Annotated in this window: 14 protein-coding genes; 10 read left to right on the top strand and 4 right to left on the bottom strand. The window is 64.1% G+C overall.

Annotated elements, in window-relative coordinates; translation table 11 throughout:
• Window positions 1-18 precede the first annotated feature (18 nt).
• The 6 genes from ACTJJN_RS11065 (at window position 19) to ACTJJN_RS11040 (ending at window position 7,720) form a co-directional block, all read left to right on the top strand.
• Window positions 19-1,410: a GntP family permease gene (locus tag ACTJJN_RS11065; protein ID WP_440781259.1), complete on the top strand. Its 1,392-nt coding sequence runs from the start codon at window positions 19-21 to the stop codon at window positions 1,408-1,410.
• A 10-nt stretch (window positions 1,411-1,420) separates the two neighbouring features.
• The gene (gene hbdH, locus ACTJJN_RS11060; protein ID WP_221100044.1) at window positions 1,421-2,191 is read left to right on the top strand and encodes a 3-hydroxybutyrate dehydrogenase; all 771 of its coding nucleotides are present in this window, start codon (window positions 1,421-1,423) and stop codon (window positions 2,189-2,191) included.
• A gap of 55 nt (window positions 2,192-2,246) precedes the next feature.
• Complete coding sequence (gene eco / locus ACTJJN_RS11055) at window positions 2,247-2,726, top strand: serine protease inhibitor ecotin (RefSeq protein WP_012052429.1); 480 nt, start codon at window positions 2,247-2,249, stop codon at window positions 2,724-2,726.
• Window positions 2,727-2,817: 91 nt separating this feature from the next.
• The gene (locus tag ACTJJN_RS11050) at window positions 2,818-4,770 is read left to right on the top strand and encodes an acetoacetate--CoA ligase (RefSeq protein ID WP_440781258.1); all 1,953 of its coding nucleotides are present in this window, start codon (window positions 2,818-2,820) and stop codon (window positions 4,768-4,770) included.
• Window positions 4,771-4,857: 87 nt separating this feature from the next.
• Window positions 4,858-5,133, top strand: coding sequence for a peptidylprolyl isomerase (locus tag ACTJJN_RS11045; protein ID WP_003248291.1), 276 nt, complete (start codon window positions 4,858-4,860; stop codon window positions 5,131-5,133).
• Between the two features lie 112 nt (window positions 5,134-5,245).
• The gene (locus ACTJJN_RS11040; RefSeq protein WP_440781257.1) at window positions 5,246-7,720 is read left to right on the top strand and encodes an autotransporter family protein; all 2,475 of its coding nucleotides are present in this window, start codon (window positions 5,246-5,248) and stop codon (window positions 7,718-7,720) included.
• Here the strand turns inward: ACTJJN_RS11040 and ACTJJN_RS11035 are convergent.
• Entirely contained in the window at window positions 7,717-8,340 is a 624-nt protein-coding gene (locus ACTJJN_RS11035; protein ID WP_003248288.1) for a LysE family translocator, read from the bottom strand. The two genes, ACTJJN_RS11040 and ACTJJN_RS11035, sit on opposite strands and share 4 nt — an antisense overlap.
• A 131-nt stretch (window positions 8,341-8,471) precedes the next feature.
• On the opposite strand from ACTJJN_RS11035, the gene ACTJJN_RS11030 reads away from it, so the two are divergent.
• Both ACTJJN_RS11030 and ACTJJN_RS11025 read left to right on the top strand, forming a co-directional pair.
• A complete protein-coding gene (locus ACTJJN_RS11030) occupies window positions 8,472-9,281 on the top strand; it encodes an AraC family transcriptional regulator (RefSeq protein WP_440781256.1) in 810 nt (269 codons plus the stop codon).
• Between the two features lie 83 nt (window positions 9,282-9,364).
• Window positions 9,365-9,979, top strand: coding sequence for a LysE family translocator (locus ACTJJN_RS11025; RefSeq protein ID WP_161774452.1), 615 nt, complete (start codon window positions 9,365-9,367; stop codon window positions 9,977-9,979).
• On the opposite strand, the gene ACTJJN_RS11020 is transcribed toward ACTJJN_RS11025, so the two are convergent.
• The gene (locus ACTJJN_RS11020; protein WP_012052435.1) at window positions 9,927-10,652 is read right to left on the bottom strand and encodes a serine/threonine protein phosphatase; all 726 of its coding nucleotides are present in this window, start codon (window positions 10,650-10,652) and stop codon (window positions 9,927-9,929) included. The two genes, ACTJJN_RS11025 and ACTJJN_RS11020, sit on opposite strands and share 53 nt — an antisense overlap.
• A gap of 214 nt (window positions 10,653-10,866) precedes the next feature.
• Between ACTJJN_RS11020 and ACTJJN_RS11015 the strand changes: the two genes are divergently transcribed.
• Complete coding sequence (locus ACTJJN_RS11015) at window positions 10,867-11,610, top strand: carbon-nitrogen hydrolase family protein (RefSeq protein WP_054888826.1); 744 nt, start codon at window positions 10,867-10,869, stop codon at window positions 11,608-11,610.
• The gene (locus ACTJJN_RS11010; RefSeq protein WP_012052437.1) at window positions 11,607-11,849 is read left to right on the top strand and encodes a hypothetical protein; all 243 of its coding nucleotides are present in this window, start codon (window positions 11,607-11,609) and stop codon (window positions 11,847-11,849) included. The genes ACTJJN_RS11015 and ACTJJN_RS11010 overlap by 4 nt, the downstream gene beginning before the upstream one ends.
• A gap of 4 nt (window positions 11,850-11,853) precedes the next feature.
• Here the strand turns inward: ACTJJN_RS11010 and ACTJJN_RS11005 are convergent, their stop codons facing one another.
• Together ACTJJN_RS11005 and ACTJJN_RS11000 are read right to left on the bottom strand one after the other, a co-directional pair.
• Complete coding sequence (locus ACTJJN_RS11005; RefSeq protein ID WP_004576657.1) at window positions 11,854-12,354, bottom strand: methylated-DNA--[protein]-cysteine S-methyltransferase; 501 nt, start codon at window positions 12,352-12,354, stop codon at window positions 11,854-11,856.
• Between the two features lie 70 nt (window positions 12,355-12,424).
• Window positions 12,425-13,225 (bottom strand): LPS biosynthesis protein, encoded by an 801-nt coding sequence (locus ACTJJN_RS11000; RefSeq protein WP_041168428.1) that lies wholly within the window; start codon window positions 13,223-13,225, stop codon window positions 12,425-12,427.
• Between the last annotated feature and the right edge of the window lie 8 nt (window positions 13,226-13,233).

Here is a 13,233-nt window from a genome sequence, read left to right as displayed (position 1 = left end):
CCCAGGAGACCCACCCCGATGACCGTGCTCATCGCACTCGCTGCTTTGGCCTTGCTGATGCTGGCCGCCTACCGCGGTTACAGCGTAATCCTCTTCGCCCCCATCGCCGCCCTCGGCGCTGTGCTGCTCACCGACCCTGCTGCCGTCGCCCCTGCGTTCACGGGGGTGTTCATGGAGAAAATGGTCGGTTTCATCAAACTGTACTTCCCGGTATTCCTGCTAGGCGCGGTGTTCGGCAAGCTGATCGAGCTGTCCGGCTTCTCCCGCTCGATCGTCGCCGCGGCCATCCGCCTGCTCGGCACCCGTCAGGCGATGCTGGTCATCGTACTGGTCTGTGCCCTGCTCACTTACGGCGGTGTTTCGCTGTTCGTGGTGGTGTTCGCGGTGTACCCGTTCGCCGCCGAAATGTTCCGTCAGAGCAACATCCCCAAACGCCTGATCCCGGCCACCATCGCCCTGGGCGCATTCTCGTTCACCATGGACGCCTTGCCCGGCACCCCACAAATCCAGAACATCATCCCCAGCACCTTCTTCAACACCACCGCCTGGGCCGCACCGTGGCTGGGCCTGATCGGCACGCTGTTCGTGTTCTTTACCGGCATGGCCTACCTGCAGCGCCAGCGCAACAAGGCCCTGCGCGCCGGTGAAGGTTATGGCACCCACTTGCGCAACGAACCGGAAACCGCTGCCGACCTGAGCCTGCCCAACCCTTGGCTGGCGCTGTCGCCGCTGATACTGGTGGGGGTGATGAACCTGGTGTTCACCCACTGGATACCGCATTGGTACGGCCCCAGTCACAGCCTGCAACTGCCAGGCATGAGTGCACCAGTACAAAGCGACGTGACCAAGCTGACGGCCATCTGGGCTGTGCAGGCCGCGTTGCTGGTGGGCATCCTGATGGTCCTGGTGTGCGCCTTTGGCGCCATTCGTACACGCCTGGCCGAGGGCACCAAAAGCGCGGTGGGCGGTGCCTTGCTGGCAGCCATGAACACCGCTTCGGAATACGGCTTTGGCGCGGTAATCGCCTCGCTGCCGGGTTTTCTGGTGCTGGCCGATGCCCTGCGCGGCATCCCCAACCCCTTGGTGAACGAAGCCATCACCGTGACCTTGCTGGCCGGCATCACCGGCTCCGCTTCGGGCGGCATGAGCATCGCCCTGGCGGCCATGGGCGATACCTTCATTGCCGCTGCCCATGCGGCCGACATCCCGCTGGAAGTGCTACACCGGGTAGCCGCCATGGCCAGCGGCGGCATGGACACCCTGCCGCACAACGGCGCGGTGATCACCTTGCTGGCAGTGACTGGCCTCACCCACCGCGAGGCCTACAAGGACATTTTTGGTATTACCCTGATCAAGACCCTGGCGGTGTTCGTGGTGATCGCCACGTTCTACGCCACTGGCATCGTCTAAGGAGCATGGCATGACCCTTGAAGGCAAAACTGCACTCGTCACCGGTTCCACCAGCGGCATTGGCCTGGGCATCGCCCAGGTATTGGCCCGGGCTGGCGCCAACATCGTGCTCAACGGCTTTGGCGACCCGGGCCCCGCCATGGCGGAAATGGCCCGGCACGGGGTGAAGGTTGTGCATCACCCGGCCGACCTGTCGGATGTGATCCAGATCGAGGCCTTGTTCAACCTGGCCGAACGTGAGTTCGGCGGCGTCGACATTCTGGTCAACAACGCCGGTATCCAGCATGTGGCACCGGTTGAGCAGTTCCCGCCAGAAAGCTGGGACAAGATCATCGCCCTGAACCTGTCGGCCGTATTCCATGGCACACGCCTGGCGCTGCCGGGCATGCGCACGCGCAACTGGGGGCGCATCATCAATATTGCTTCGGTGCATGGCCTGGTCGGCTCGATGGGCAAGGCAGCCTACGTGGCAGCCAAGCATGGTGTGGTCGGCCTGACCAAAGTGGTAGGCCTGGAAACCGCCACCAGTCATGTCACCTGCAATGCCATTTGCCCGGGCTGGGTGCTGACACCGCTGGTGCAAAAGCAGATCGAAGATCGTGCGGCCCAAGGTGGAGATCGGCTGCAAGCGCAGCACGATCTGCTGGCAGAAAAACAACCATCGCTGGCCTTCGTCACCCCCGAACACCTCGGTGAGCTGGTACTCTTCCTGTGCAGCGAGGCCGGTAGCCAGGTTCGCGGCGCCGCCTGGAACGTCGATGGTGGCTGGTTGGCCCAGTGACGGGCGGCCTGGGCCTGGCAACGGTCCCGCATTCGTTTATCAGCAAGGAGGCCTTATGCGCCCTACCCCGATGACCGCGATTCTGGCCCTGAGCCTGGCCGCCGCCGCACCTGCGATGGCCGCCAGCCTGAAGGACATCGCGCCCTACCCCGAGGCGGAAAAAGGCTTCACCCGGCAGGTTATCCACCTGCCGGCCCAGGCCGACGAGTCGGCCTATAAACTGGAAATCCTGGCTGGCAAGACGCTGCAGGTCGACTGCAATCGTCAGCGCCTGGGCGGCAACCTGGAAGCACGCACCCTGGAAGGCTGGGGCTACAATTACTACCGCCTGGACAACGTCAGCGGCCCGGCCAGCACGCTGATGGCCTGCCCGGACGGCAAGAAGACCGAGGCCTTCGTGCCGGTGGTCGGCGATGGCTTCCTGCTGCGCTACAACAGCAAGCTGCCGGTGGTGGTGTATGTGCCCAAGGATGTCGAAGTGCGTTACCGCGTGTGGTCGGCATCGCAGGATGTGCAGAAGGCTAAAGTAGAGTAAGCAGGACCGCTTTCTCTGCAGGGTCAGCCTCTTCGCAACACAGGGCTGATCCTGCCCTGAGCCTGCTTTGTTCCGGTAAAGGAGATTCGGCATGAACGATGTGCTCTGGCGCCCGTCCACAACGCAGATCGAGGCCAGCCGGATGGATGCCTTCCGCCGCCGGGTCAACCTGCGCTACAACCTGCAACTCAACGACTACCAGGCCCTGCACGGCTGGAGCATCGAACAGCGCCCCGCCTTCTGGCAAACCCTTGCCGAGTATTTCCACGTTCATTGGCATACGCCGCCCAGCCAGGTGCTCAGCGAAGGGCCGCAAATGCCCGATGCACAGTGGTTCGCCAATGCCACCCTGAACTTTGCCGAACACCTGCTGCGCCGCCGCGACGACCGCCCGGCTGTGGTCGCCGTGCGCGAAGACGGCCAACGCGAAGTGTTCACCCATGCCGAACTGGCCGCACAGGTGGCCGGGCTGCAAACGGCATTCAAGGCTGCAGGTATCGTCCCGGGCGACCGGGTAGCTGCCATCATGCCCAATACCTGGCAAACACTGGTGGCCATGCTCGCCTGCACCAGCCTTGGCGCGGTCTGGTCTACCTCTTCGCCCGAGTTTGGCGTGCACGGCATCATCGACCGCTTCGGCCAGATCGAACCCAAGCTGCTGATCGTCTGCGCCGGTTACCAGTATGCGGGCAAGGCCATCGACCAGGTGACCAAGGTCAACCAAGTGTGTGCGCAGTTGCCTGGCCTGGAGCAACTGATCGTGGTGCCCCATACCCGCAAAGGCACGCGTGCCGACGAATTCCAGGCAGCCAACGTCAGCCTGTGGGATGACTTTTTCCAACCCGGCGGCGAGCCCCGTTTCACCCCGCTGCCGTTCGACCACCCGCTGTACATCCTCTATTCCAGTGGCACCACTGGCGTGCCCAAGTGCATTGTCCATCGCGCCGGAGGCGTGCTGTTGCAACACCTCAAGGAACACGGCCTGCACAACGACCTGAAGGCCGATGACGTGCTGTTCTACTACACCACCTGCGGCTGGATGATGTGGAACTGGCTGGCCAGCGGCCTGGCGGTGGGTGCCACGCTGGTGCTGTACGACGGCTCGCCGTTCCACCCAGGCCCCGAGCGGCTTCTGGACCTGATAGACGCCGAGGGCATCCACGCCTTCGGCACCAGCGCCAAGTACCTGGCGGCACTGGAGCAGGCAGGCCTGGAACCTGCCAACAGCCACTGCCTGATCAGCCTGCGGCTGCTGCTGTCCACCGGTTCGCCGCTGTCACCGCACAGCTATGACTATGTGTACGACAAGATCAAGGCCGACCTGTGGCTCGTGTCCATGTCGGGCGGTACGGATATCGTCTCCTGCTTCGTGCTGGGCAACCCGACCCTGCCTGTGCGTCGCGGCGAAATCCAGTGCAAGGGCCTGGGTATGGCGGTGGAGGTGTGGAACGAGCAGGGTCAGCCCGTGGTGGACGAAAAAGGCGAGCTGGTGTGCACGCGCAACTTCCCCTCGATGCCACTCGATTTCTGGAACGACCCGGACGGTCGCCGTTACCACGATGCTTACTTCAGTCAGTTTCCGGGGGTGTGGGCCCAAGGCGACTACGCCGAGCAGCGTGCCAGCGGGGGCATGGTGATCCACGGTCGCTCCGACGCCGTGCTCAACCCGGGCGGTGTGCGCATTGGCACGGCGGAAATCTACCGCCAGGTGGAAAAGGTCGAACAGGTCGTGGAAAGCGTGGCCATCGGCCAGGACTGGAACGGGGATGTGCGGGTGGTGCTGTTCGTGCGCCTGCAAGACGGCCTGCAGCTGGATGAAGCCTTGCGCCAGCACATCCGTCAGGTGATACGCCAGTACACCACGCCCCGCCATGTGCCGACGGTGATCGCCCAGGTCAGCGACATACCGCGCACCATCAGTGGCAAGCTGGTGGAACTGGCGATTCGCGATGTGGTGCATGGGCGGCCGGTGAAGAACACCGATGCCCTGGCCAACCCGGAGGCGCTGGATCAGTTTCGCGATCGCGCAGAGCTGAAGAGCTGACATTCATCGCGGCCATTTGGGCGCGATCGCTTCAACGGGATTCAATCAGGCATAATGCCGCCTTTTTCCCCGATGCACAGGTAGCCCATGAAAGCCCAAGCCCGCCACATACTGGTCAAGACCGCTGACGAAGCCGAAAAGCTCAGGCAGCGCATCGCCAACGGCGAGGCTTTCGACGTGCTCGCGAAAAAGTGCTCTCTTTGCCCATCGGGCAAGCGTGGTGGTGACCTGGGCGAAATTCGCCCGGGGCAGATGGTCGGCGCCATCGATCAGGTGATCTTCAAGAAGCCTCTGCGTGTGGTACACGGGCCGATCAAGAGCAAATTCGGCTACCACCTGGTGCAAACGTTCTACCGCGACTAACGCGCTAGCCCTTTGCCACCTGACATTTTTGCCAGTTGTGGTCGTGACGCACTCCTCTATACAACCCCGGTAACCCTGTGCACCACGCGTGGTGCGCAGGTTTCCCTGGTGAATGGAGGTTTTCCTGATGCGTCTACGCCTGATGCTGACCCTGGGTTCGCTCCCGCTGCTGGGCATGGTCACGCCCGCCCAAGCAAATTGCACCTTCGCACCCGGCCCGGGTAACGACACCTACACCTGTGACAGCGGCACCGCACCCGCGTTGGTGGACAGCAGCGGCGATAACCGCCTGGTATTCCCGGCATCCGGTAGCGGCGCCATTACCGGCGACGTAACCTTCGGCGCCGGCACAGACAGCATCGACATGGGCTCTGGCAGCATCGGCGGCAACGTCAACCAGGGCGCCGGCATCGATGACTTCGTCATGAGCGGCGGCGTCATCGAAGGCAACCTCAACCAGGGTGATGGCCTGGACACCTTTCACATGAGCGGCGGCTGGATCAAGGGCACGTTCGACAGCGGCGACTATGCCGAAATGGACGACGGACGTATCGGCAACGTCAACATGCGGCTGGACGAGAACACCTTCATCATGCGTGGCGGCAGCGTCGACCGGAACGTCATCGCGGCCTTCGACAAGGACTACATCGAAGTCTTCGAGGGCAACATCGGCGGCAACATCAGCGTCAGCGGTGGCGACGACCAGGTGCTGGTGCACGGTGGCCAGGTTGGCGGCGATGTGTTGCTGAGCTCTGGCAACGACCGCTTCACCTGGGACGGTGGCCGTATTGGCGGGCGCGTGGATGCCGGGCCAGGTGATGACACGGCACTGCTCAAAGGCCTTACGCCCGAGGTGCTGAGTATCACGTTGGACGGCGGCGAAGGTAACGACAGCCTGACGTTCGATGCCAGCCAGCCGACAGGCGGTGCCCACTATGTGAATTGGGAGCGCGTGGCGCTGAACAACGGCAGCCGGCTGGTACTGGATGACACGCTGGTAATGGGCGACAGCAACAGCAGCACGGGCAGCCTCGCCCTCGACGCCAGCAGCCGCATCACGTCACGCCAAGGGGTGATCACTGCGTTTGCCCCTGGCCAGCGCGCCGCAATCAGCAACGCAGGCACACTTGACCTCACCGCCGGCAATGATGCCATGGGCCGCTTGCGCATCGAGGGCGATTACACCGGCATCAACGGCACCCTGCGCCTGAACAGCGTGCTGGCCGGCGATGGCGCTGCTTCCGATCGCCTGGTGGTCAGCCGCGGCGCCATCGCCGGCTCTACCCAGGTGCTCATCAACAACCTCAACGGCGCAGGTGCGGCGACGGCGCAGAACGGCATCCAGGTGGTCGAAGCCCGTGACGGCGCCACCAGCACGGCCACCGCCTTTGTACAGACCCAAAGGCTATCGGCCGGAGCCTACGACTATCGGCTGTTCAAAGGGGGCGTCACTGCCGGCAGTGAAAACAGCTGGTACCTGCGCTCGACGCTGGTTGCGCCACCCGCCCCAGCCCCTGTGCCGGCACCGGGCGAGCCGCCAGTGATCGCCCCGGCCGTCACCCCGCCCGTCGCTGCGCCAGCGCCCGGCCAGGCCGAGCTGCCTGCCCCAGTGCAGGGCGAAAGCCTGCCACTGTACCGCCCCGAGGTCCCGGTGTATGCCGCAGCGCCGCGGGGTGCCGCGATCATCGCCCGTCAGGCATTGGGCACCTTCCACCAACGCCAGGGCGACCAGCTGTTACTGCAGGGTGAAAGCGCCCTGCCCGCCAGCTGGGGGCAAGCCTACGGCGGCACGCTGCGCCAGCAATGGAGCGGCACGGTCAGCCCGAGCCTGGATGGCGACCTGTACGGTTTCAAGGTGGGCCAGGACCTGTATGCCAAGGTTGGCGAGAACGGTTACCGCCAGCATGTTGGTATCTACGTAAGCCATAGCCGCCTGGACGCCGACGTCAAAGGGTTTGCCCTGGCCGTTCACGACCGCAGCGTGGGCGACCTGAAGCTCGATGGCGATAGCGTGGGCACCTACTGGACGCTGGTCGGGCCACAGGGCGCGTACCTGGACGCGGTGTTGCAATACACCCGCCTGGATGGCCGCGCCCGCTCCGAGCGTGGCGACACGCTGAACCTCGACGGCCACGCCTGGACAGCTTCACTGGAATCGGGCTACCCCATCACCCTGTCCGAGCACTGGCGCGTGGAACCGCAAGCTCAGCTGATTGCGCAAAAGGTCGCGCTGGACAGCGCCAGCGACGGCGTCTCGCGCATCCGTCATGACGCCCAGGTCGAGCTGACCGGCCGCTTGGGCCTGCGCCTGGAGGGTGCGTTCACGGGGAGCAGCGGGCGCCTGTTGCAGCCCTATGCGCAGGTCAACCTGTGGCACGGCGACGGTGGGCGCGACACCTTGAGCTTCGATGACGCAGACAAGATCAAGACCGATTACCGCTATACCTCAGTGCAACTGGAAAGCGGTGTGGTCGCGCAGGTCAACGAAGCGCTGAGCCTGCATGGCGGCGTGCAGTACACCGCCAACCTGGACAGCCGCCAGCAGGAAGCCAGCGGCGTGAACCTTGGCGTGCGCTGGCAGTTCTAGCGGCGCGCAGCCAGCAGACCGAGGCCCGCGCAACCCAGCAAGGAAGCGCTGACCCGGTTGAACATCCGGCGTGGGCCGGGCTGGCTGAACCAGCGCTGCATGTAGGCGCCCAGGCCTGAGTAGATGGCAATGGCCGCCCATTCCAGCAGCAGGAACAACACACCCAGCCAAAGGAACTGCTCACTCACCGGGGTGCTGCTACCGACCGAGACGAACTGCGGCAGGAAGGCGGTGAAGATCAGGATGGCCTTGGGGTTACCGGCCGCAACCCAGAACTCCTGGCGCGCCAGGCGCCAAGTGCCGCCTGGGTGATCGCTTGCCACCACGGCCTCGCTCACGGGTGCGCGCCACAGTTGCCAGGCGATGTAGAACAGGTAGGCCGCGCCCACCACCTTGATGGCCAGGAACAGGTATTCGCTGGTATGCAACACCACTGCCAGGCCCATCGCTGCCAGGGCGATCATGCCGCAGAAGGCAAGGATACGGCCGGCGCCGGCCACACAGGCGGTGCGCAGGCCGTAACGGCTGGCGTTGTGCAGTGACAACAGGTTGTTGGGCCCTGGCGCCATGTTCAAGGCGAAGCAGGCGGGGATGAAGAGCAGCAGGCTTGAAAGGTCCATTCTCGTTTTCCTCTGACAACAGCCCTCTATTTCGGCGCGTTCCGGGCCCTGCGGTCAAGTAACAGCCAGCGATAAAAACTGTACGGGTTCACGGTACCTGTTACCCTGCCGGCAATACCGAGGAGCCTGTAATGCCCCGTTCCCACGCCGACCTGTGGCGCGACCCGGCCCTGGCACATGTCGAAAGCCGGCGCGCCTGCCACAGCCGGGCCTGCTACAAGGCCCACAGCCACCCGACGTTTTCCATCGGTGCGGTGGATGCTGGCCGCAGCCATTTCACCGGGGCTGCCGACGGGCAGCATCACTTGGCGCCCGGCACGCTGGTACTGGTCCCGGCCCACCGCGTGCATGCCTGCAACCCGGCCCCCGGCCTGGCGTGGAGCTATCAGATGCTGCATGTGGATGCCGACTGGCTGACGCAGTTACGCCTGGAGTCGGGCTTTGGCGGTATCGAAGCCGGCGAACCGGTGCGTATCTGCAGGGAGGCTGAGGTATATCGGCAGTTCTGCGCGCTGAACAGGTTACTGTTTTCCAGTGCCTGCAACGGCGAGAAAGATGCGGCGCTGATTGCCTTTCTGGGGGACCTGGATTTTTCCGCGCACCCACCGCTGGCAACGGCCCCCCCCCTGCAAGCCGCCACCTTGAGCGGGTTGCTTGCACGCATCGAACACCAGGACCCTGCGCAATTGAGCCTGGAGGTGTTGGCGCGGGAGGCCGGGCTGGGGCGCTATCAGCTGATCCGCGCGTTTCGTGCGGCTACCGGGTTTACCCCGCATGCCTACCTGCTCAATGCCCGGGTCAATCGCGGGCGGCAACTGTTGAGTGAAGGGCTGGCCCTGGCGGAAGTGGCCTACCAGCTTGGCTTTGCTGACCAGAGCCATTTCCAGCGGGTGTTCAAGGCCCATGTGGGGGTTACGCCGGGACAGTACCGCGGAAACTGAAAGCTGCTGCATATGCAATATTGTTCAATACGCCAGAACGGGCCCGGCAGCAGACTGCGTTTTTTTCCGTAGAGCAGCCCCCAATGCAACAATTCATGATCATCGCCCTGGCCCACTTCCTTGCCCTGCTCTCACCTGGACCGGACTTTTTCCTGGTCGCACGCAACGCGATCAACAGCGGCTGGCGCATCGCCAGCGGCGCCTGCCTGGGCATAGCGCTGGCCAATGGCGCGTTCATTGTCATCGCCTTCACCGGGCTTTCGGTACTGCAGCAGGGCAGCCTGCTGTTCACCACCCTGCAACTGGCCGGCGCCAGCTACCTGCTGTACATCGGCGTGCTGTTCCTGCGCCACGCCGGGCAAACCAGCCTGGGCACAGTCACCGGTAGCCAGCGGGTTCATGGCTGGTGGCGCAGTTTGGGCATGGGCTTCTTGTCCGGCATCCTCAACCCCAAGAACGCGCTGTTCTATGCCAGCCTGGCCAGCATGGTCGCCAGCGTCAGCCCCGGCTGGAAAGCGGCCTACGCCCTATGGATGTTCAGCATCGTCCTGCTCTGGGACTTGCTGGTTGCCGTGGCCATCGGCAACCAGCGGGTACTGCGGCGATTCGCTCGCAGCCTGCCGTGGCTGGAGCGGGCCTCGGGGGTCATGCTGGTGATGTTGGCGGGGGCGTTGTTGCTGCATCTGGCGCGGGGCTGACCCGTTGCAAGGTGCGCATGTCGACCAAGGTGAAATGGCCGCTGGCCCAGCCCCCCGTGTCCAGGTGCCACACATTGCCCAGCAGCTTGGCCTCCAGCACCGGGGTGTGGCCGACCAGCAGGGCTCGCAGGCCCTGCACCGGTTGGGTGTCACCCTCTTTCAGGCGCCGACGCGACCACTGGCACACTTGGCGCACCTCAGGGTCGTCATCCAGCTCCAGCCAGGAGCGTAATACTGCCCAGTCGGCAAACGGGCTGTCGGCATGCAGCAGGCCTACCAGCCCGTCCGCACTCTCCACTTCCATGGCAATCGGCAACTGCTCGAACCGCTCCACGAAACGCAGTTGCTCGCGCCGCGGCAAGTCGAGGAACCAGCCTCCCCCGGCGGCGCGGTACATGCCCAGGTCGAGCCGCCCACCACGCACGCGGGTGATTGCCAAAGCCTCATGATTACCCTGGACGGCATGGAACCAAGGCTGGGCCAGCCAGTCCAGCGCTGCCTCGCTGTGCGGCCCACGGTCGACCAGGTCGCCCACGCTGAACAAGCGGTCCACCGCCGGATCGAACCCTACCGCCTCCAGGCATTGTTGCAGGCGCTGGAAGTGGCCATGGATATCGCCCACGGCCAGATCCCGTCCCCGGATATTGGCGATCAGCCGCCGAAACCGTGCCATTACAGTGTTCCTCCGCTGGTAGCACCCTGCCCACCTTCGCGCGGGCCGTGCGCATGGCGCTGTCACTGGACAGCATGGCACAAGGTACCGTGGCTGCGCAGGTCGGGGGGCGTTTTGCTGCGCATCCCAGGCTTCCTGAAAAACCCTTCACTGGAACAGGCGTTGGTGCCGGTAGTATGCTCGGCCCGTCAATCTTCACCAGGGAATGGTTCTGATGAAACTGTGCGCCGTACAACTGGCGTCGCTCAAGGGCGATTTGCCAGGCAACCTCCAGCGCCATCTGGTTTGCATCGAGCAGGCTGCGGCTCTGGGTGCCGAACTGGTGGTGTTCCCCGAGCTGTCGCTGACCGGCTATGAGCCGAGTGTGGCGCGCCAGTCCGCCCTGCCCGTCACCTCCGCACGCCTGGACCCGCTGCAGGCAGCCTGCGACCGCTTGGGCATTACCGTTGCCGTGGGCCTGCCATTGCCAACGCCCGACGGCATACGTATCGGCATGCCCGTCTTCTGCCCTGATGCGCCGCGCCAGGCCTATGCCAAGCAGCGCTTGCATGATGATGAGCTGCCTTACTTCACCCCAGGTCATCAGGCATTGCTGCTGGAGGTGGGTGAGCACCGGGTGGCGCCAGCGATCTGCTACGAATCGATGTTCATGGCGCATGCCGCCGTGGCCCGCGAGCGCGGTGCAGACCTGTACCTGGTCAGCGTTGCGAAAACCGCCAAGGGTATCCGCGAGGGATATGCGCACTACCCAGAGGTGGCACGCGAGCTGGGCATGCCGGTGTTGATGGCCAACTGCGTGGGGCCGGCCGACACTTTCATCGGTGCCGGCGGTTCTGCAGCATGGGACAGCCAGGGGCACTTGCTGGCCAGCCTGGATGACCACAGTGAAGGGCTGATCGTACTCGACACCCGCAGTGCCAGCGCGATCACCCTGCCCTTGGCCCCGTACCTTGCATGATCTATCTGTTTCTAGCGTTACTGAGTTACGCCAGCACCTACTGCCTGGTCGGCTTGCTGATTCAGGGCCAACTTGCCGATGTGGCCGAGGGATTGCGCCATCGGCCCGATGCGCCTACGCCCGGCGAGTACCTGCGTGAGGTCGGCCCCCGCGCACGTCAGGCCCGGCGGCAATACACCCTGATCGCCGGTTCGGTGCTGGCTGTGCTGGCGTGCCTGATCGCCAGCGGGTTCGGTTGACGCCTTACAGGTCCAGCGCCAGGCTTTGCCGCCCTTCCAGCGCCAACAGATACTGCTTGGCCGCCAGGCCACCGGCAAAGCCGGTCAGGCTGCCCGACGCGCCGATTACCCGGTGACAGGGGGCGATGATCGAAATCGGGTTGCGGCCATTGGCAGCGCCAACCGCGCGTACCGCCCTGGGGTTGCCGAGCTGCCGGGCAATGTCGCTGTAGCTGCGGGTTTCGCCGAACGGTATCGCCAGCAATGCGGCCCACACCTGGCGCTGGAACTCAGTACCGGCAAAGTCCAGCGCCAGCTCGAAACGCTGGCGCTTGCCGTCAAAGTACTCGCCCAGCTGACGAGCGGTTTCCCGCAGTACCGGGCACTGGTCGTCCCGGTGCAGTGCGCCCAGGCGAACGCGGTTTTCCCGCTCCTCTTCCCACAATACGGCTGCCAGGCAATTGCCACGCGCCACAAGGGTCAGCATGCCGACGGGCGATGGCATGATCGTGAATGCGCTGGACATAGCGGGCTCCTGCAAGTTGCGATCGGCCCACTGTACGCATCCACAGTCTTTCATGCACCCGCTTTCTTGCTCAGTTCATTGCGCAGCCGGCAATGTGCCGCGCCTGGCTGAGCGTGACCTTGGGGATCAGCTCAGCGGGAATGCGTGATGTTGCCGACAGGTTGTAGACGTGGAAATGCTCGCTGACCACTTCCCTGGCCATCAGCTTCAACGACGGCAGGATGCGGCTGTCCCAATGCTGGTCGAGCCCGCACGGCGAAGACGGACCCTGGCCGTCCTCGTAAAAGCGCCCGACGCTCTGGTCCAGGTCTACCCCCACCAGCAACACGTCCTCGAAGCCCAGGTGATAGGCCAATTGCAAGGCCACATAAGCCACCGTGCGGGCATCGAAAAAGCCATGGGCGAGGTCTTTACTGAAGGCGATCGAGCGGCTGCGTTTGCTCCACAGTGCCCGGTTGCACACGCAACTGTCACCCTGGCCGCGCAAACCGTCCAGCAGGCTCGGTGTGTCGGCTTTGTGCAAGGCATAACACTGGGTGTGGGCTGGCACATCGGCACGCGCATACTGCTCTGGCCACAGGGCCAGGCGTTCGCTGTCGCGCATGGCAGTGGCGAACAAGGCCGGCTGTTGCTGGCAAAAGCTTTTGTCGGTGCACACGTAGAAGAAGGGTTTGATGCCGTGTTCGGCGGTCATGGCGACCGACCCATTCATGGCGATGATGGGCAAGTGCGCAAACTCGCCCAGCGGAAAATGTTTGGCAGAAGCGCCGGAGGCAAGGATCACCACGGGGCCCTGCTGGGAATTGCGACACGCCTCGAAACCGGAGAACGCCCCGCGTTCAGCGCTTGGCTGCGACAGAAGTGTGTTCATCAATGGCA

This window comes from Pseudomonas sp. 22515 (assembly GCF_052044625.1).
Taxonomy (GTDB): Bacteria; Pseudomonadota; Gammaproteobacteria; order Pseudomonadales; family Pseudomonadaceae; genus Aquipseudomonas; species Aquipseudomonas alloputida.
Note: the sequence above shows the minus strand (reverse complement) of the source record. Positions and strands in the feature narration are given on the sequence as shown.